Source organism: Streptomyces zhaozhouensis, assembly GCF_900230195.1.
GTDB classification, from domain to species: domain Bacteria; phylum Actinomycetota; class Actinomycetes; order Streptomycetales; family Streptomycetaceae; genus Streptomyces; species Streptomyces zhaozhouensis.
On sequence record NZ_OCNE01000028.1, the window covers coordinates 1 to 18378 of the forward strand.

Annotated in this window: 17 protein-coding genes; 8 read left to right on the top strand and 9 right to left on the bottom strand. The window is 69.9% G+C overall.

Annotated elements, in window-relative coordinates; genetic code table 11:
- The first annotated feature begins 528 nt into the window (after positions 1–528).
- The gene (locus CRP51_RS26340; RefSeq protein WP_439333218.1) at positions 529–3030 is read left to right on the top strand and encodes a helicase associated domain-containing protein; all 2502 of its coding nucleotides are present in this window, start codon (positions 529–531) and stop codon (positions 3028–3030) included.
- A 171-nt stretch (positions 3031–3201) separates the two neighbouring features.
- A complete protein-coding gene (locus tag CRP51_RS26345; protein WP_245880817.1) occupies positions 3202–3699 on the top strand; it encodes a hypothetical protein in 498 nt (165 codons plus the stop codon).
- 19 nt (positions 3700–3718) lie between these two features.
- Here the strand turns inward: CRP51_RS26345 and CRP51_RS26350 are convergent, their stop codons facing one another.
- From CRP51_RS26350 to CRP51_RS26360, 3 genes are all read right to left on the bottom strand, one after another.
- Positions 3719–4228 carry a HEPN domain-containing protein gene (locus CRP51_RS26350; protein ID WP_141514666.1) on the bottom strand — a complete coding sequence of 170 codons (510 nt, stop codon included), beginning with the start codon at positions 4226–4228 and terminating at the stop codon, positions 3719–3721.
- A gap of 165 nt (positions 4229–4393) precedes the next feature.
- A complete protein-coding gene (locus CRP51_RS26355) occupies positions 4394–4825 on the bottom strand; it encodes a DUF6233 domain-containing protein (RefSeq protein WP_097233862.1) in 432 nt (143 codons plus the stop codon).
- A gap of 55 nt (positions 4826–4880) precedes the next feature.
- Positions 4881–5282 (bottom strand): hypothetical protein, encoded by a 402-nt coding sequence (locus CRP51_RS26360; RefSeq protein WP_097233863.1) that lies wholly within the window; start codon positions 5280–5282, stop codon positions 4881–4883.
- 193 nt (positions 5283–5475) lie between these two features.
- On the opposite strand from CRP51_RS26360, the gene CRP51_RS26365 reads away from it, so the two are divergent.
- The gene (locus CRP51_RS26365) at positions 5476–6162 is read left to right on the top strand and encodes an HNH endonuclease family protein (protein ID WP_097233864.1); all 687 of its coding nucleotides are present in this window, start codon (positions 5476–5478) and stop codon (positions 6160–6162) included.
- 90 nt (positions 6163–6252) lie between these two features.
- Here the strand turns inward: CRP51_RS26365 and CRP51_RS26370 are convergent, their stop codons facing one another.
- Positions 6253–8241 carry a pentapeptide repeat-containing protein gene (locus tag CRP51_RS26370; RefSeq protein ID WP_097233865.1) on the bottom strand — a complete coding sequence of 663 codons (1989 nt, stop codon included), beginning with the start codon at positions 8239–8241 and terminating at the stop codon, positions 6253–6255.
- Between the two features lie 144 nt (positions 8242–8385).
- Between CRP51_RS26370 and CRP51_RS26375 the strand changes: the two genes are divergently transcribed.
- The 3 genes from CRP51_RS26375 (at position 8386) to CRP51_RS29225 (ending at position 11162) form a co-directional block, all read left to right on the top strand.
- The gene (locus tag CRP51_RS26375) at positions 8386–9210 is read left to right on the top strand and encodes a hypothetical protein (RefSeq protein ID WP_097233866.1); all 825 of its coding nucleotides are present in this window, start codon (positions 8386–8388) and stop codon (positions 9208–9210) included.
- A gap of 133 nt (positions 9211–9343) precedes the next feature.
- Positions 9344–10443 (top strand): IS630 family transposase gene (locus CRP51_RS30295; RefSeq protein ID WP_439333214.1). Its coding sequence is split into 2 segments (ribosomal slippage): positions 9344–9790 and positions 9793–10443, totalling 1098 coding nucleotides; the frame shifts between segments, so codons are not numbered across the junction.
- A gap of 95 nt (positions 10444–10538) precedes the next feature.
- Positions 10539–11162, top strand: a complete 624-nt coding sequence (locus tag CRP51_RS29225) for a hypothetical protein (RefSeq protein ID WP_212616009.1) — start codon at positions 10539–10541, stop codon at positions 11160–11162.
- Between the two features lie 136 nt (positions 11163–11298).
- Here the strand turns inward: CRP51_RS29225 and tpg are convergent, their stop codons facing one another.
- From tpg to CRP51_RS29230, 3 genes are all read right to left on the bottom strand, one after another.
- Complete coding sequence (gene tpg, locus CRP51_RS26395; RefSeq protein WP_097233868.1) at positions 11299–11856, bottom strand: telomere-protecting terminal protein Tpg; 558 nt, start codon at positions 11854–11856, stop codon at positions 11299–11301.
- Between the two features lie 4 nt (positions 11857–11860).
- Positions 11861–14002, bottom strand: a complete 2142-nt coding sequence (gene tap, locus CRP51_RS26400; protein WP_097233869.1) for a telomere-associated protein Tap — start codon at positions 14000–14002, stop codon at positions 11861–11863.
- 144 nt (positions 14003–14146) lie between these two features.
- Positions 14147–14464 carry a helix-turn-helix domain-containing protein gene (locus CRP51_RS29230; protein ID WP_212616010.1) on the bottom strand — a complete coding sequence of 106 codons (318 nt, stop codon included), beginning with the start codon at positions 14462–14464 and terminating at the stop codon, positions 14147–14149.
- A gap of 209 nt (positions 14465–14673) precedes the next feature.
- Here CRP51_RS29230 and CRP51_RS29235 point away from each other — a divergent pair, with 209 nt between their 5' ends.
- Positions 14674–16149: a 3'-5' exonuclease gene (locus CRP51_RS29235; protein WP_212616012.1), complete on the top strand. Its 1476-nt coding sequence runs from the start codon at positions 14674–14676 to the stop codon at positions 16147–16149.
- Between the two features lie 82 nt (positions 16150–16231).
- Positions 16232–16483 carry a hypothetical protein gene (locus CRP51_RS26415; RefSeq protein WP_097233870.1) on the top strand — a complete coding sequence of 84 codons (252 nt, stop codon included), beginning with the start codon at positions 16232–16234 and terminating at the stop codon, positions 16481–16483.
- Between the two features lie 16 nt (positions 16484–16499).
- Here the strand turns inward: CRP51_RS26415 and CRP51_RS26420 are convergent, their stop codons facing one another.
- Together CRP51_RS26420 and CRP51_RS26425 are read right to left on the bottom strand one after the other, a co-directional pair.
- Complete coding sequence (locus CRP51_RS26420; protein ID WP_245880819.1) at positions 16500–17051, bottom strand: GNAT family N-acetyltransferase; 552 nt, start codon at positions 17049–17051, stop codon at positions 16500–16502.
- Positions 17048–18346 (bottom strand): NsdA family TPR-like regulatory protein, encoded by a 1299-nt coding sequence (locus tag CRP51_RS26425; RefSeq protein ID WP_500691307.1) that lies wholly within the window; start codon positions 18344–18346, stop codon positions 17048–17050. Before CRP51_RS26425 ends, CRP51_RS26420 begins: the two co-directional genes overlap by 4 nt.
- Positions 18347–18378: the final 32 nt, after the last annotated feature.

Genomic DNA, 18378 nt, shown 5'->3' on the forward strand with positions numbered 1-18378 from the left:
CCCGCGGAGCGGGTTATTGCGCGGCAAGCCGCGCAATAGGGGTGCGTCGCCGCAAGCGGCGACGCGGTTTCCCGCGCAAGCGCGGGAAACGCATTCCGCAAGCGGAATGCGAAAGCGAAGTGAAGCCTTTTCGCGCAAGCGCGAAAAGGCGGAGTCCCGCAAGCGGGACTCTAAAAGAAGCTGGCTACGGGGAGGGTGCCGTGCGCTGGTGATGCACCGTGTAGAGGCTGGGAGTTCAGGCCACCACCCCTCATCGGGTGACGCGTGAGTGAGGGGGGGAGTTGATGGGTTCGACCGCACATCGGAGGAGAGACCCGAGAGGGTCACACGGAGGGGGCAAGCCCGACCCACACTATCACGCGATGGGCGCGTATAGAGAGTGATGCGACAGCTTGTCATGCGTGGGGGTGAACGCGTACCCATGGTGATGCATCGAGGTGATGCACTGTGTATGCTCTGGTCCAGAGGCTCACCACCGGGTCCACGAATTCAGCCCCTGCCCTCTCGCGAGGAGTCTTTCCCATGGCTATGTCGAGACGCGATCTCCGAAATCATCAGATCGAGGCTGTTGACGCCATTGTGCGCGGTTTCGATATCCCTCCAAACGGAATCCCTGCAAATGGCTTTCGGGGGCAGGTCATTTCCGCGTGTGGTACGGGAAAAACTATCATGGCGGCGTTCGCCGCGAGGGAGATGCTGCCGCGCGGACGCATTCTGGTGGTGGTGCCGACGTTGGATCTGCTGTCCCAGACGGTGCGGGAGTGGCGGCGGGTCGGGCACACCGGGCCGGCGGTGGCCGTCTGCTCTCTCCAAGAGGACCCGCAGCTGTGGAACTTGGGGGTGCGCTCGACGACGAACCCGGTCCGCTTGTCGTTGTGGCACGGCACCGGCCAGGTGGTGATGTTCGCGACCTACGCCTCGCTTCCGGTGCTAGAGGAGGCGTTCGAGGGGGGCTACGGGCAGCAGCTGGCGCCGATGGACCTGGTGGTGGTGGACGAGGCGCACCGCACCTCCGGCTCCCTGGGGAAGCGGTGGGCGCGGGTGCACGATCAGGAAGCGATCCCGGCAGCCCGCCGGCTGTACCTGACGGCGACGCCGCGGATCTGGCAGGAGCGGGCCCCGCACTGGGAGGTGGCGGAGGGGGTCCGCGATCCGTTGCCGAAGGAGTTGGCCGCGAGCATGGACGACGAGGCCGTGTTCGGGCCGGTCCTCTACAAGCTGTCGTTGGCCTCCGCGGTCACCCGGGGCCTGTTGGCGCGGTACCAGATCATCGTGTTGGAGCTCCAAGACCCGGTGGTCACGCCCGCGCGGCTGATGAGTGAGGAACGGCACGACGAAGAGGTGCGCGGGCAGCGGTTGGCGGCCTTGCAGGCCGGCCTGCTGCGGACCATGGCCGAGCACAACCTCGGCACATGCATCACCTTCCACCACCGGACCATCGAGGCGCAGGCGTTCGCCGAGGGCCTGGAGGCGGTCGCGGGCAAGCTCCACGCCGACCAGTCCCAGACGTACCCGAAGAAGATCTGGGCGGACTGGCTGTGTGGCGAGCACGAGCCTGAGCGCCGGCAGCCGGTGCTGGCCGAGTTCGGGTCCACCGCGCGGCGCGCGGTGCTGTCCAACTGCCGCGTCCTCGGCGAGGGCGTCGACATCCGGGCGGTGGACAGCGTCGCCCTGATCGACCCGAAGGGCGCGCCGCACGACATCGTCCAGGCCATCGGCCGCGCTCTGCGGCAAAAGCCCGGGCAGGGGAAAGTCGCTTCGCTGATTGTGCCGGTCTTTCTCCAGCCCGATGAAGCTCCGGAGGATATGTTCACCTCCAGCTCGTACCGGCCGCTGGTCAAGGTACTGGCAGGGCTGCGGGCTCATGATGAGGAAGCTGTGGAACTGCTCGCCATTCCACAGGAACGGCAGAAGGCCATGGTGAAGCCGTCGATCTTCATCGGTCCGAAACCAGAGGAAGGCGAAGATGAATCTCGTCTGTTGCTGCGTTTCGCGGCGCGGCGTGACCCGGCGATGGTCGCGCGGTGGGTCAGCTTCAACGTGATCGATACCGAGCGTCAGGACTGGGCCCGCGGTTGGGAAGCCCTCCGCCGGTACGTCGAACGCGAGCAGCACGCCCGCGTCCCCTACGGCCACCGCGAGGGCGCCTTCCCCCTGGGGCAGTGGGTCGCGGAACAGCGGCGCGCCTACCGGGCCGGGGAGATGAGCAGCCAGCGGGCCCGCCGGCTGGAAGACCTCCAGATGGTGTGGTCCGAGGTCGACGAGCGGTTCCAGGAGAACCTGGCCGCCGCGCGGGCGTACTACGAGCAGCGCTTGACCCTCTGCGCTCCGAGGACCGCCGTAGCCCTCGACAAGCCCGTAGGACAGTGGCTGAGCAACCTGCGCCGACCCGGCGCGTTGGACGGGCACCCCGAGTGGGAGACGGCGCTGCGCGCGATCGACCCGCACTGGAACCCGGCCTGGCCGGCGAGCTGGCAACGCCACTACGCCGCCCTCCAGGACCTCATCGCCGAGGAGACCGGCCCGATCCACGTCGATCCCGGAGTCACCGTCCACGGCATGGACATCGGGCGCTGGTTGACCAAGCAGACCCAGCCCACGGTGTGGGCGAAGCTCCTCCCCGGCCAGCGGGAGCTCCTGGAACAACTCGGGATCACCCCGCCCGCAACAACACCCGCCGTGACGCCCGCGAAGGCCGCGCCGGCCCCGGCGACGGCCGGCGAGGAAGGCACGGGGCCTACGGCTGCCGGCGGTCTGCCTGCGACCGGGAAGCGCGCCGGAGGGCGCGGCAGCGCGGCGTTCGAGCGAGGGGTAGCCGCCGCCCGCCAATACCTCGCCCGCGAAGGCCACCTCACCGTCCCCCGAGGACACACCGAGCACCTGGCCCTCGATGCCGGCGCCGACGACGGAGACGGCCAGGAGCCGCAGACCGTCGCGGTGAAGCTGGGCGTCTGGCGCTCCAACATGCGCAGCAGGCGCCACACCCTGCCGCCCGAACAACAAGCCGTGCTGGAGGAGTTGGGGCTGTAGGACCAAGCGCTGCGCGCGCCCCTGCATCCCCGTTGAACCAGGGGCTGCACCGAGTTTCAGTTGCGGTGGCCGCTCCTCGGATGCAGCGGGTGGGATGCGGCGAGGGAAAGCTGGGAGGGCACGCGGTCGCGGCACACTCAGCCCACCAGCGCGTAGACGAGGAGAAGTGTGATGCCCAAGATGACTGACGCCCAGGCCCTGCACGGCTACGACGCCGAGAGCAACACCGTCCGGGTCGGGCAGCACGACCTGTCGCGGCTGCTGCTGATGTTCCGTTCGCTGGTCCGTGAACAGGCTCCCGACAGCTGGGCCCACATGGAGGACTACGACCTGTCCTTCGAGCGGCTGGCAGACGCCGTCGATGCCGGCGCCGAAGCGCGGCAGGGCGCTCGCTGGAAGGGACCTGACCTCCGGATGCGCTGTACCACCACCGAAGCGGTGTACGCGTGGCCAGAGGGCGCGCCCTACGACGGCGGGACCACGGGCACGTGGGATGTTCCGGGCCACGGCTCCCATGCGATCTCCGATGAGGGTGGGGGCCTGCTCATGGCGTTGTGTGGCTTCAGGTGGGCGGAAGAGGAAGGCCAGCGGGTGGAGGGCTTGCCCGACTGTGGGGAATGCCGGCGCGAGGTCCAACTGGGCGCCGTACGTCCCCACAGGGGCTGGTGAGTCGCGGGCCAGAGGGCCTCTATGGGGTGGCGGCGCCCTGTCGCAGGGCCAGCCTCGTCTGTGCGTAGGTGTGGAGGCGGTCGACCAGCGCGCGTAGTAGGGCGGGGTCGGCGCAGCACACATTGGCCAGGGCGGGAGTGCCGTTGCGAGTGGTCGGGTAGCGGCCTTCGTCGCCGGCGGAATCGCAGGCGTCGAGGTCGCGGATGAACGCGACCAGGTCGTTCTCCTCGCTCCCGCCGGCCAGGAGGTCGTCGCCGGCTTCGGCGAGGCTTTCCAAGAGTTGGTCCAGGCGGTGGGTGAACCGGTAGGGGCTGGTGTGAAGGGCCTTCAGGGTCAACTCGGCGAGTTGCCGGGCGAGGAAGAACGCCGGCTGGGGCGCGGAGCGTTCGATCGCGGCGACTGCGGCCTGGTGGTACTCCGCGAGAGTCTCCTCCGGCGCGCTCACGCAGTGGGTGCGCGACAGACACAGCGTGTGCGCCACGCTGTCGTGGTCGGCGTCAAGTCGACCGAACGGGCTTGCATAGCTCATGAGCAGCAATTATTGCTCTTTGCGACGGGCCGAGCGAACGGGTATCTCCGCTCGCGACAACACGAGTTGGCTACCACGGAGGACGGCGTCGCCGGCGTTGCACTGGGGGCGCCCGCCGCACCGTTGGTGTACAGCTCGGCGCCTCACGCAGTTCTCGAATCGTTCTCACGTCGGCGGGGAGCAGATCGAGCAGCGCGCAGTCCGGCCAGACGCGGCGGCCTCGCGTACCTGCTCGGCGGTCGCCGGCCGGAGCGGCCCCTGGCCGGCGGCGCAATCTCCCCGGTGCACTACCAACTCGGGCGCGTCGGGGCTCGGGTTGAGGACGTCTTCGAGGACCCAGCGCGGGCGGGCGGCAGTTCCTTGGGCCGGTTCGGTGACCACCTCGTCGTAGTCCTGCCCCTTCAGCGGGGTGCACACGTGCGCGGGTGCCCACCACTCCACCGTGAACGGTTCCGCGAGCAGGCGGTCACCGGGCAGGTGGGTAGCGGACCAGAGCGGGAGCGTGAGCCGGTACCACCAACCGCCGTCACCCAGGCCGGACTCGCGGCGCCGGGCGTGGACGACGGCGTAGACCTGCTGCCCATCGGGGAGGACCACGCGGACGCGGGGACCATCCGCCGTCGTCAGCTCCTCCCTGCGCGTTCCCTGCGACTCACAACGGTGGTGGACGGCCGGGAGTCCGAATGCCCCGCCACCCGGGGCCCAGCCCTCGACGCGGAGACCGAGCCACAGGCACCCCGTTGACCGCCGGCCGGCTCGATGCCGGCCTCGGCAGCGCCGCCTCCTGGACCAGCCGCCGCATCTCGGCGGTGCCGGCCGTGACCGGTGCCAGCGCAGCCACCGCGGCCGGGCCCAGCTGCCCCAGGGCCTCGGCCACGATGTCGACGGCCGCCAGAGCCTCCTCGACGGCCGGCGGCGTCCACCGGGCAGTCGAGTCCGCCAGCTCACACGCCCGATCGGCGAACTCTTCGGCTTGCGCGCGCAGATCCTCGTCCGCCTGCTCCCGACGCCGGTCGGTATGGAGCTGGAGGGACACCTCGCTGTTGGACGTCATACCCGGCCCAACGAGACCACTCGCCCCGGGTGGCGGACCGGCCACCCGGCCCCGCGTGCGCACCACCGGCGGCCGCCCCAACCTCCGGGCAGGTGCGCGCCCCGGCCCCGTACCCGGGCCGGGAAACCGCTCGGGTGGGTGAAACGCTCCGGCCGGCCGTCACTTCCCGGCCGGCCGGAGCGGTAGACGGGGCATGCGCACCCCTTCTACCGCCCTGCTACGGGCCGCCATCGCAGCCGCCGCTGTCGTGCCCGCCCTCGTCCTGGTGCCCGCCCCCACTGCGGCCGCCGCGCCGGGCGACACCGTCACCGCCCCGCTTTCCCAACTCATCAGCCAGCTGCCCGTCCAGGACGAGGACCGCACGGGCTACGACCGCGACGCCTTCAAGCACTGGGTGGACGCCGACCGCGACGGATGCAACGCCCGCGCCGAGACCCTCTTGGAGGAGGCCGTCGTCGCCCCCGAGGTGACCGGCCGGTGCTCGATCACGCCCAACACGGGCGAGTGGCTGTCCTGGTACGACGAGGTCACCGTGACGAGCGCAGGCTCCCTCGACATCGACCACATGGTCCCCCTCGCGGAAGCCTGGGACTCGGGCGCCAGCGAGTGGACCGCGACCGAGCGGGAGGAATACGCCAACGATCTCGGTGACGAGAGGTCGCTGGTAGCGGTGACCGCGCGGTCCAACCGATCCAAGGGCGACAAGGACCCTGCCGAGTGGCTGCCGCCCGCGGACTCCGCGACCTGCCGGTACGTCACCGACTGGGTCACCATCAAGACCCGCTGGGACCTGGCCATCGACAACACCGAGCTGACCGCGATCAACGAGACCGCCGCCGGCTGCGAAGACCAGGCCGTCACCGTGGAACTCGCCCGATGACCGTGCTCGGGTGCCGGCCGTCGGGATGGCCGGCACCCGAGCCCCGTCCGAGATCCAGCGGCGGACTTGGCCCGCGAGGCGGGCTCTTGGTCAGCGTTTGATGCGTCCGCGGACGGCCAGGACAGCCAGGGCGAGGAGAGTAGGTTCGAGGAGGCGGGAGGTCATCTCGATGTAGGTGCCGGCGGTGGTGAGGTCCTGTCCGCTGGAGCGGAAGACCACGGAGTTGAGCGTGATGCTCAGGGCCTTCTCGAAGCGGTCGCTGGTGAATCTGTCGCCGGTGGGGTTTTGCGGGGGTTGTTTGTCGATGGTGAGGGTGACCTCGCCTCCGCTGGGTGGGACGGTGCCGGTGGCTTCCTGTTTCGGGGAGGAGGCCGGCAGGCCGAAGCCCATCAGCAGAACGATCGTGGCGAGCATGGATACGGCAAGCCAGCCCAGGGCGCGGGAGGCGCGTAGGCCGTAGCCGGACAGCAGCCAGTACCCCCACAGCAGGGCGCGTTCCACTCGTGGGGTGCCGGTGTGGTCGTGGCGGCGCATCTCGCATTCGCCGTAGTAGAAATCAGCGGCGCCGGGCTCGTTTTTGCTGTCCTCGAAGGCCTTTCGGAGCTGCCGGTACAGGGGGGCGACGTCGTCTGGGTCGGGAGTGAGTTCCGGGTCGGGGTGGTCCGAGCCCGGACGCCACCGGTCGGTCGGCGGCGTTACTCCTGGAGGCGGGGGTGGCTGGCCGGCGGTCTGGGCTCGCCAGTGGTGTTCCTCAGCGAGTACACGCCGGCGTGTCCAGCGCACCGGCCGTATGCCTTGGAGGTGCCAGCCGGTGGGCGGTGACGCGAAGACCGTGCGGCCTTCGAGACGGAGCTGGTCGAGGTGGAAGGCCCCAGAGAACAGACAGTCGGACAAGTCTGTATCGGTCAGTACCAGCAGCGCAGCGTCCACGCCCTGCACCGACACCACGCGTACCCCTGCGGGGTCGGTCAGCGGACCCTCATCCACCAGCCTGCCCTCTGCCGAGGTGAAGGGGGCGGGGTGGGCGGCAACCGCGACAGGAGCCGCCAGCACCGCGTGCTTGAGATCCACGGAGGCGTAACGTAACCGTATGGTGGCGGTCGACTCCCACCGCGTCCGCATGAACAGCACCTGGCGCGCCGCAATATCCAACGTCACCGGCACCTCGAACACCGCACCCGACAGGTCCAACACCCCAACACACGTCACAGGACCCCAGAAGCTCCCCACGAACCGCGCTGCGACGAAGTCAGCGTTACCGGCGAACCACACCTCGCCGAACCAGGCGGGGCCGTCAAAGCGCGCCCCGCTGAAGCTGGCGTGATCAGAAAACCGGCTCCGCTCGAACCAGGCGCCACCAGCAAACTGCGCATCGCTGAAGCTGGCCTCGCCAGTGAACTTCGCGTCGAACAGGGCATGGGTGGTGAACTGCGCCCCGTCGAAGCTGGCCACGCCAGCGAAGCGCGCTTCGCAGAAGTTGGCGTTGCCGGTGAACTGCACCCCGCCGAAGCTGACCCTGCCAGCGAAGCGCGCTCCGTAGAAGCTCGTCTCGTCATCGAAACGCGTTCCGTAGAAGTTGGCGATGCCGGTGAACTGCACCCCGCCAAACCCTGCCTCGCCAGCGAAACGCGCCCCATAGAAGTGGGCACCGCTGGTGAACTGCACCTTGACGAACCTGGCCACGCCATCGAAACGTGCCCCATGGAAGTCGGCAGAGCCATCGAAACGTGCCCCATGGAAGTCGGCATTGCTTCCGAATCGCGCCCCGCGGAACCTGGCGTCGCCGAGGTGGGGGCGCTGTGTGGTGGGGTCTTGGAGAGCGGTCAGGAGCCGGGTCAGAAGGTCTTCGGTGAAGGTTGTACCCCGGAGGTCGATGTTAGCGCCAGGAGTCAGGCTCCTCAGGTAGATATCGCGGGAGGCCTCGCTCAGGTGAGCGAGGCAGAAGCGCATCGGGATCGCCCGGCCGGCGAAAGCAGAGACTCGGATGCCCCGGCAGCCGACAGGGTCGGTGTCCGGGTCCGCGCCGTGGGCGCAATGCGGCCATGAAGGCGTCAACGATCCGGCCGAGGATGTACTCATACTGCGACGACTCCAGGGACGAGATGGCGGTGACCTTCATCGTGTTCCGTTTCTTCCCCCTGGAAACGAACGTGTGCCTGTGACTGAGCGCCTCAGTTGGCCAGTTGAGCACTTCGGGCGAGGCGGCGTGAGCACCGCGGCGCAGTGGACCTCGGCGGGGCGATCCCGCCGAAGCTCGGCCGCTACGATCTGCTGATGTCCTGTGTCTTCTGCGGTAGATCTCCCGTCACCAAAGAGCATGTCTTCCCTCAGTGGCTGAACCAGTATCTTCCTCCCGGGCGGCAGCAGACTGAACAGGCCCGCTATGGCGCGGGCGCCTATGAGGTGACCAGAGAGAGCTTGGGCCTGGACTTTACGGTCAAGAAGGTGTGTGCCCCGTGCAACAACGGCTGGATGTCGAAGCTTGAAGCATCCTCCAAGGGTGTCCTCGAGCCACTGATCATTCGGCAGGACCTTGACCTCATATCCCTCCAGCGGCAACGAAAGATCGCGCTCTGGGCCACAAAAACTGCGATGATGGCCGACCAGGTTCAGCAGGAGCCCCTCCTGCCGTCCCATCAGCTCCGGAGAATGCGCACTCACCGAGCCATTCCTGGTGGGACGCGCGTCTGGCTGGGGTCCTGCCCCGAACGTAATCCCATTGTCACCAGTCACACCGTGAGGATCGACCTCACCGGTGTATCCGCTCCAGGCGCCCCCCAGCCGGTGGGGTTCTTCTGCCCCATGAAGATCGGGCACCTGTGCATCTACGTCTATTTCCCGGCCGTGGACGTCGTCATCCAGCACGCGCGTGAGTTCCACCTCTCCGTCGCCCGGATCTGGCCGCGTCGTTCCAGCGACCTACCTTTCCCCCCACCCGCCCAGCCGCAGAACGGGGAAGCCTTCGAAGCGTTGGCCGACGCGCTTCGCGAGAGTCTCTACCTCTACACACCCGAGCAGGCGGCCAAGCATGGGATCAGGGAATCCTGAGGTCGGGGTCAGATCTGGCAGCAAACCCGCTCAACAAGGGTGCCTCTGAGCGCTTCAGTTGGCCAGTTACTGAGCTTGAACTCGTGGAGTCGTGGGGGCTGACACCTCGTCATCCGTGCGGTATCACCGGGGCATGCGGTATCCACAAGGGGGCGGGCTGACTGCCGAACGGCAGCGGTTCCGCGAGGAGTTACGGCTGCGAGCTGCTGAACGATTCGCCCAGGGCGAGGCGAGTGCGGTGATCGCCAAGGACCTGCGGGTCAGCGTCCGCTCGGTGCAGCGATGGCGGCAGGCATGGGATGAGGGTGGTCCGCGTGCTCTGCGGTCGCAGGGACCGGCGTCGCTGCCCAGGCTGAGTGAGGAGCAGTTCGCCCAGCTGGAGGCGGAACTCGCGAAGGGTCCGGCGGCGCACGGCTGGGAAGACCAACGCTGGACCCTTGGCCGTGTGAAGACGGTGATCGGCCGACGTTTCCACCTCACCTACACCATCCAGGGCGTGCGCAAGCTCCTGGTGCGCAACGGCTGGTCCTGCCAGGTCCCGGCCCGACGCGCCGTCGAGCGGGACGACGACGCGGTCGAGGGATGGGTCAAGGAGGTATGGCCCCGCGCGGAAGACTCGCGGCGGCCCGTGGAGCCTGGCTCGTCTTCGAGGACGAAGCCGGATTCTCCATGACGCCGCCGCAGTCCAAGACCTGGTCGCAACGAGGCCGGACACCGGTCGTCCGAGTCTGCGGCCGATCCCGCAGACGGATCTCCATCGCCGCGCTGACCTGCTACAGACCCGGCCACCGCTCGCGGCTGATCTACCGGCCCCGCCGCGACGACGGCAACCGCGACGGCCGCAAGAGCTTCTCCTGGCGCGACTACCGGGACCTGCTGACCGCAGCACACCAGCAGCTCGGCGGCCCGATCGTGCTCGTCTGGGACAACCTGAACGTCCACAAGGCCGCCGACCTGCGGGAATGGGCGGCAGCCCGGGACTGGCTGACCATCTACTACCTGCCGCCCTACGCACCCGACCTCAACCCCGTCGAAGGCATCTGGTCCCTCCTACGACGCGGCTGGCTCTCCAACGTCGCCTTCACCACCCCCGAACACCTCACCCAGCGCATCCGACGCGGCCTACGCCACATCCAGTACCGCAGCCACCTCATAGACTGCTGCCTCACCGAGACCGGCCTGGCCATCAACCCCTCATCACCGAAGACGACATCACGAGTTCAAGCTCAGTAAGTGTTGGCGGGGCAGGTTACCAGCAGGTCACGGTTGTTGATGTTGGTTTCCGTGTTTCCTCGACGCACGGCTCGTCCGCGCAGTGTGCTGTCGCCATGGGTGATGTACCGGGCGTCGACGTACCGGAAGCTCCGGTGTGGTCGCATTCCTGCCAGCTGGATGAGCTCGTGCTGCCGTACGCGCTGCCCAGTCGGGCCACCGAGTGCCTGGATCTGGGACCGCGATGGCCGCGCACGTGGACGGTGACGTGGAAGGCCGGTACGTCCGAGGTCGTCGTCCCGGTAAAGGATCTGTCGGCCGGGCCGGCGATGGCGTCGGTGCCGGTGAGGCGGTTTTCCTGGAGGGCCGGCCAGCGTCATCGGCCGGGGCTGGAGTGCCTGGTGTCGACCGGGCGGCAGCACGGATTCGAGAGCCTGGCCGAGCGGTGGCTTTTGCTGGTCCTGGACTTCGTCGGCGGGTTCGATGAGGTGCTGTCCCAGCCGTTTCGCCTGCGGTTCTTCTCCTCGGAGGGGAAGGGCTCGCACATCCCGGACTTCCTCGTGCTCGCTGCGGGAGCCTGCTGGCTGGTGGACGTGCGGCCGGGGGGCCTGATCGAGGAGTCGCCCCACAACCGTCCGAATCCCGCAACAACGCCGAGCTCGACACGGCATGGAGCCAAGACCGGTTCAGCATCGGGCACTGGATCCGGCAGAACAAGGTGCCTCTCTACCAGCAGATGAAGCCACTGCTTGACGTCTTTGCCGAGCAGCTCGTCCACGGCATCGACATGGAACGCTCGAACGGCCAACTCGCACGCTCACTGGCCAACTGAAGCACTCAGTCACAGGAGCGTGCCGGGCGGTGCCTGAGGGGTGTTCAGAACTCCAGGTCGAGGTAGTCGATGTCGGTCAGTGCGACGTCGGACAGGCCGAGGGCGCGGGTGCCGCCGTCCTGGAAGTAGATGTCGCGTAGGCCCTCGGCGACGATGGCGCGCAGCTGGTTGTCGCCGGCTCCGGCGTCGCGGGCGGTGAAGAGGCGGTCGGCGTACTGGGGTGGGAGGTGGACGGTCAGGCGGCGGAAGCGGCCGTCGTCGGTGGTGCCGATGGGGGCGGTGTAGCCGAAGCGGGCGCGGGTCTCGACGGTGACACCGCCCGTGGTGGCGGCCCGCCGCCGCCGGCGGGCGCGGACTCCGGGTTGCCAGCGGGCGCGGACGGCCGCGTCGATTCGGTCGGCGACGGCCTTGGGCGGGTTCTTGCGGGCGCCGCGGCGGTAGCGGTTGATGGAGTCGGGGGTGACGCCGATCTCGGCGGCGACGGCCCGTGCGCTGCCCAACTGCCGGACCAGGTAACTGACTCGACCTTTGAGGGTCTTCGGGGGCTCGCGGGTGAACGCCTCCTGGTCAGCGCGGGCGAGGGCGTCGGCGATCTCGTCCACGGCTCTACTCTCCTTCGTCCAGGACGGCGTCGCCGCCCTTGATGTGGCGGGCGGGGTTGAGGCCCTGTTCCATCAGGTCAACGGCCCAGGCCATCTCCTGGACACCCTCCAGTTTGGCCAGTCCGGGGGTGGGTCCGAGGCGGAAGGCGCCGGGTTGGGGCTTGCCGGAGGTGGCGTAGGGGAGGAAGTCGAGTGGGGTGGGGCCGGGGCTGGGGTAGACGACGCAGTCGGAGAGTACGGCGAGCGGGTACAGCCCTGTGAACCGGGCGGTGTTGGCGAGTTTGCGGTGCATGTTGACGCGGGCCTTGGAGATGACGGCGGCGCGGATGTCCGGCCGCCAAGTCGGCCGCATCATGGCCGGCCACGGCTCGCCGGCCTTGTAGGTCTTGCCCTGCGGGTTCTCGAACAGCTTCCCGATGCCGCCCTTCACCGTGGCCTTGATGGCGGCCAGCACGGCGGCCATCGCCGGGTCGACGTCCTTGTGTCGTTCCATCGCCGCCAAGAACTCCACGTCGTTCAGGTCCCGGGTGACGCCGAGGTCGGCGAGGGTGTCGACGTAGGCGTTCTTGAGCCGGTCGTGCCAGGGGTCAAGGTAGGCGCCGGTCTCCCGCCGCAAGAAGGCTTCGATCGGGTGGACGTCGTGCCCGAGCGCTTGGGCGTAGGCGACGGTGTGTGTCTGGTACCAGGCGGGGCCGGTGGGACGTTGGCCGGTGGGGGTGAACGGGGAGGGCAGCCGCGGGTCAGTCTCGATGTGGGAAAGGTCTACGTACCAGGAGCCGGGGGTCTTCGAGCTGAACGCCGGCTGCTGGACGTGTTCGGGGGTTGAAAGGCCGACGGTCAGGCGGGCGGCGGCGGCGAGGAACGCGGTGTTCAGGTCCAGGCCGACAGCCCAGGGCAGCAGACATTCCTGGTCGGTGAGCAGTTCGACGGGGCGGACCCACTGGTACGCCTCCTCATGCAGGAAGCCGCCCTTCCACCCCATTCGGTGGATCGCGGGATGCTCGGGCTGCCCCTCCGGCGGCGCCGGGTCCACGGGCTGGGTGCCCAGCGAGCCGGGGTTGTGGCCGGGCACCCAGTTCCCCGTCGCCTCGTCCCGCACCGCCTTCGTCGGCGGGCGCAACGCGGTCATCAACTCCAGGCCGGAGACCGCCGTCGACCCACGCGGGGTGATCACTCGGGCCGCGTAGACGCTGAGGACGCGGGCGATCTCCGGCGAGGCCATGTCCGCGACGCCGGGCCAGGATCGGTCATCGAGAGCACCCCAGGGCAGGATGGCGAGCTGCACGCACTGCCGCTCGCGGCCCTGGGCCTTGCGGTAGACCCGCGCCCACGGGCCGAACCCGCGCTGCGTCAACTGCCACTTTCCGTGGGCGAGTTGCTTGAGCACGGGATGGTCCTCCGGCAGGCGCAGAGAGCGGCGCTGCTCGTGGCCCTCCAGGCGCTCGGGCAGCCCGAGCTTCACGGCGGCCGATGCGGTCAACACGACCAGCGGGTCGGAGTCCTTCCCGTGCCGGTTGAGCTTCGCCGCGCCGAGCCCCGACTCCTTCAGCGTCCACTCCACCAGAGCGGGAACGGTGGTCGCAGGGCAGTCCAACACGATCCCATCCGCAGCGTAGGCGCGGCCGTCGCCGTCCAGCACGGCGAGGGGGCCGTGTGGAAAGCGCGGGTCGACCGTGGGCGCGGGCGGCTTGCTCGCCCTCCCCTTCGCCGGACGACGCGACATCGACACGGCCGGACGGGAGGCACGCTCGCGAGCGGCCGGGGCTGCGGGGGCCTGTGTCGGTGCTGCGGCCGGCGCCTCGGGAGCGGGCTCGGGGACGGTCGGGCCGGTGGACGTGGCCGGCACCTCCGGCTGCGGCGCGGCGACCGGAACCGGAGCGGGGCCGGGGGCGCCGTGGGCGGGGTGCTTCGCCGCCCACCCGTTCAACAGCCGCTGATACGCCTCCAGACGCGGCGGCTTGGGCTCACTCCTGCCGTTCTCCCAGTTCTTGATCGTCTGCGTCGACGTCTTCAGCGCGATGGCGAGGCGGGCCTGGGTGATGCCGGCGGCCTCCCGCAACCGGGCCCGCTCCACCGGAGGCGGCAACTGCGGCTCTTCCTCCAGCAAGGCGTCCACGGACGCGAACAACTCTTCCTCGGTAGGCATACCCTCACCCTAGCAGCCACTTACCCCATCCTTTAACCCATTCATTTAACCTGTCCAGATCCATCCGGCGCCGCTCCGCGCTCTCCGTCCGGCCCGGCTGCCGCCCCTACCGAGACGCGCCACAGGGGGCGAGCCCCAGCAGCCTCAACTCAACTTCACCAACCCCTGACTGCCGACCGCGAGGGCCGCCCGCCTCATCGCGGCCCCCGCCGTTCGCCCCTGGACCGTGAGCGCGGTCTGGGTACCACCGATCGTCACCGCCCGGCGGTGAGCGGGGAGCTTGTGCACGGCGTGCTCGACGCCGGCGAACAGGTCGGGGACGGGGATGCCGTAGTGGCGGGAGACGGCGTCCACCTCGGCGAGATCCCACGCGGTAATGCCACTCTGACGCTTGCTGACCTGCGACTGCGCCAGCCCGATCCCGGCCGCCAGGTCTCGTTGGGTCTCTCCGGTGGCACGCATCAAGGCACCCACCGTGAGCAAGAAAACATGCTCCGTACCGGTCACATTCCCTCCGAGAATCATTGATTCTTTCAGAGAATACCTACAGGTGAGGGGCGAAGGAGGAACTCGCCTGGTCCGGCGGTGAGTTGGGCGATCCGTCTGTGAACTGTCAGTGTCGGCGGCCATGCTGGGAGTGCATGGGATCGAGATGACCGGGAGGGTTGAGCGTGGACGCGCCCTTGGTGACGTGGCTGGACGACGACCGTGACGACCACGGCCAGGAACAGCGGGGGATCGGCGCGCGCCGTGCGGCCGAACGCCTCGGGCTGGCCCTGCGGCTGGCCGGCGAGTACGGGGTGACGGTTCACCGGGTCGACGTCGAGGTGGTCGCGGAGGCCGGCCTGCTTGCGCGGGTCGGGGAGTGGCGCGGCCATGTCCTCTACGACGAGGCGGCGTGCGAGGAACCGGACTCCGAGCTGGCGGTTGGCCTGCGGGAGGCGATCACTCAGCGACAGGTCTGGACGGCCGCGTCTCTGACGCCCCGGGAGGCGGCCGACCTCGCCGAGCTGCGGCCGACCGAGTTCGAGGGCGCTGCCCGCGCGGACGGTATCGAGCCGGGACTGCTGGGCCGGTGGGAGAAGGCCGCGGTGGAGACGTGGTTGGCCGGCGGCGGCGCGGATCGAGCGCGGGCCGCCCGCCCCCTGGGCTGGCGCCAGACCGCCCAACGCCTCCGACTGCGCCGGGAGCGGGAGGTGGAGCACCTGGTCGAGGCCGGGCTCCTCGCGCCGGTCGACGGCGGCGACGTCGACCGGCCGGTGCGCTTCGCCTCCGGCGATGTCGACTTCCTCCTCGGGAACGCCGGTTTGGACTGGGCGGCGGCCCGGAACTCCCGGCGCGGCTTTTCGCCCTGGCGGGAGTTGGCCGGCCCGGCCGGCGAGCGCGACCGCCTGGTCGCCGAGCTGGTGGCGCGGCTGCGGGCGGACGGGGTGGACGCGTGGGCGCGGTGGAGCGAGACGGCCGACCGGTGGACGGTGGACTGGCCGCGCACCGGCGGCGGCCCGACACGAGGGGAGGTGGCGGCGGCGCTTCCGACTCGGTTGGCGCGGGCGGTGGTCGCCCGCCGCCTGGTCCTCCTCGGCCCGGTCGGCGAGACGATGCACTGGGCCTGGCGAATGCTCCACCCCGGGACGGCCGTCGTCGTGGACACGGAGACGACGGGCCTGGACTACGAGGCGCGGGCGGTAGAGGTGGCCGTGGTGGACGCAGCGACCGGCGCCACCCTGCTCGACACACTGGTGCACCCAGGCGTCCCGATCCCCCGCCAGGCGCAGCGCGTGCACGGCATCACGGACACGATGACAGCGGGCGCCCCCACCTGGGAACGGGTGTTGCCCGAGCTCCAGGCCGCCGTCGCCGGTCGGCAAGTTCTCGCCTACAACGAAGAGTTCGACCGACGGGTACTCCGGAATCACTCCCGGGCGCTCGGGCTGGAGCCCGGCCGACTGGTCGCCCCGGACACCTGGACCTGCCTGATGGCCGCCCGCTCCCGCTGGCTCGGCACCAGCACCCGGCTGCGGGCAGGCGGCCCGCATCGCGCGCTCGGCGACGCCCTCCACGAGCGCGGCCTCCTCGCGGAGATGACCCGGCGACCGGAGTGGACCCGAGACCTCACCGGCCGAGCCGTACCAGCCATTGATGTGTAGTAACTGAGCCTCGCGGGACGTTTTTTGCGATCAGGGGGTCACAGAGCGGAGTACGGTCCCTGGTGAACGCCGCCCACACGGGGTGGTCGAGGAGACGCGGGAGATCGCCGTGGCGACGCCGAATGAGCAGGACAGGTCGAGTGGGGCGGGCTGGGAGGTGGTCATACCACTCAGGCGCGAAACGCTGACCGCCGTCACCACCACCGCGGCGCTGGTCGCGCACGCGGTAGGCGTCGTCTCCGGCGCGGGCGCCGGCCTCCTGGTCCTCGCCGTTGTCACCACCGCGATCGCGGTGAGCACGGTGACCATCCGCCGTCGAAGCGGGCGGTCCTGAACGGTGGCCAGGTGGGTTATCGCAGGGTCAGCAGCATGACGTCGTGGAGGGCGGCTCCGTCCCACGGATACGCCGACCCGACCCGGCGGTATCCCCAGGAGCAGTAGGCGGCCTGGGCGGCCGGCGCGTCTGGCCTCGCATTGAGGAGGACGCGTTCTTCCGGGGCATCGCGCAGGACGATGGTGTGGAGGGCGCGGGCGATGCCCTGGCGCCGCCAGGCCGGGAGTACGGCCAACTCGATCAGCCCGAAAGTGCGGCGGCCGTCCTCGCGCCTCATCTCGTCCGGGACCGGGGTGGCGAGCCGGTCCCACCACCCGGTGGTGGGGCTGAGGGGGTACCCGTAGGCGATGCCAACGGGGTCGCCGGCCATGGTGCGGGCGAGCGCCCCCCGGAACGTCGCTTTGCGGACCTGGGAGCGCAGGCGGCGGGCGTTCGCTTCGACGTCGGCGGCCGTCTTGAGATAGGGCGGCTCGGCGAACGCCTCGGCGTAGACGTGGGTGATGTCGTCTTGGACAGCGGCGGCGGCCGGCCCGTCCAGGGCCTCGATCCGAACGTCGGCGGGGGTCACGCTGCCTCCCGGAGCAGGGCGCGGATGCGGTCGACCGGGTCGGTGGCTGCAGCGGCCCCGGTGGTCGCGGCGGCGGCGGCGAACTCACCGAGCCGGCTGCGGAGTCGGCGGCTGGCGACCTGGCCGGCGGTGTCCAGTACCCGGTCGATCTCCGCGCACGCCTCCTCGATGTCGCCGGCCTCCAGCAGGGTGATCGCGAGGCGGGAGCGGTACCAGGTGCTGTTGCGGGTGTAGCCGGCTCCGAGCTGGGCGACGGCGGCCCGGAGAAAGGGGATTGCCTTGGCCGGTCGGCCGCCGTGGCGGTGCCAGGCCGCAGTCGCGTAGTCGACTTCCACCTGGCCGGCGAATCGGGCCCAGGCCGGCACGTCCTGGTCGTGGTCGACGCGTGCATGGTGGTGTGTGGCGCGGCTGAGGGCGCGGCGGGCGGTGGTCTGGTCTCCGGCTCGGGTGGCCGCGCCGGCCTCTCGGAGGGCGATGACGAGGTGGACGGTGGGGCCGGCGCCGGCGGTGCGGGCCAGCTGGTGCGCGCGCTCAACGGCGGACCGTGCTTCCCATCTGCGGCCGGTGCGCATGGCGACCAGGGAGTGGGTGGCCAGGGCACGTGCTTGGAGGAGGGGGTGGTCGGTGAGCTGGGTGGTGGTGATGGCCTCGGTGGATGCCGCGCGGGCCAGGTTCTCGGGTCCGTCGTAGCTGAACCAAGCCCGATGACATGCGAGTTCGGCGAGCGTCGTCTCCAGGTCGCGGGCGACCGAGGGGGTCAGCGCGGCTGTGTCGAGGGCGTGGGTGATGTGCTGGGCGAGGGCGGCGGCGCGGGCCTGGGCGGGGATGCCGCCGTGCTGGTGGTCCACCTGGTAGAGGGCGGCCAGCTCGGCGCGGACGCGGGCGACGTCGCCGGCGCCGACCCGGCCGGAGAGGGCCGGGAGAAGTGCGGCTGCCGCGATCCCGCTGGGGACGCCGAGGACCAGGTTTCTGCGTCTCACCTCTCCATCGTGGCCGACCGGCGCCGTGGTGCGGCGGTGCTGCGGGACGACGAACCCGAGGTCTTGCAGCGGCAGCCCGAGGACGGCTTCGAGGACCTGCTGCTGGGCGGGGTAGGGCAGGGGCGGCGGGGACCTGTTCTCCCACCGACTCAGCTGGCGGACCGTCAAGGACGCCTTGGCACCTAAGCGCTCGGCTTCGGCACGGAACTCGGCAACGAACGCCTCCTGGGTATATCCAGCCGCCCGGCGTGCCTGAGCCAGTACGCGTGGAACGGCCACGGCATCCCCTCCCCTTCTCCGGCGATACACGACCACGGTAGCCAGATCTGGCCAGGGCCGGGCGAGAA

Excerpts from the sequence above, each read along its gene's own strand:
- CRP51_RS29230 (WP_212616010.1), bottom strand. The coding sequence starts at position 14,464 with ATGCGTGCCACCGGAGAGACCCAACGAGACCTGGCGGCCGGGATCGGG.
- CRP51_RS26350 (WP_141514666.1), bottom strand. The coding sequence starts at position 4,228 with ATGAGCTATGCAAGCCCGTTCGGTCGACTTGACGCCGACCACGACAGC.
- CRP51_RS26360 (WP_097233863.1), bottom strand. The coding sequence starts at position 5,282 with ATGACGTCCAACAGCGAGGTGTCCCTCCAGCTCCATACCGACCGGCGT.
- CRP51_RS26340 (WP_439333218.1), top strand. The coding sequence starts at position 529 with ATGTCGAGACGCGATCTCCGAAATCATCAGATCGAGGCTGTTGACGCC.
- CRP51_RS29225 (WP_212616009.1), top strand. The coding sequence starts at position 10,539 with ATGGGTGATGTACCGGGCGTCGACGTACCGGAAGCTCCGGTGTGGTCG.
- tap (WP_097233869.1), bottom strand. The coding sequence starts at position 14,002 with ATGCCTACCGAGGAAGAGTTGTTCGCGTCCGTGGACGCCTTGCTGGAG.
- CRP51_RS26370 (WP_097233865.1), bottom strand. The coding sequence starts at position 8,241 with ATGAGTACATCCTCGGCCGGATCGTTGACGCCTTCATGGCCGCATTGC.
- CRP51_RS26365 (WP_097233864.1), top strand. The coding sequence starts at position 5,476 with ATGCGCACCCCTTCTACCGCCCTGCTACGGGCCGCCATCGCAGCCGCC.
- CRP51_RS26345 (WP_245880817.1), top strand. The coding sequence starts at position 3,202 with ATGCCCAAGATGACTGACGCCCAGGCCCTGCACGGCTACGACGCCGAG.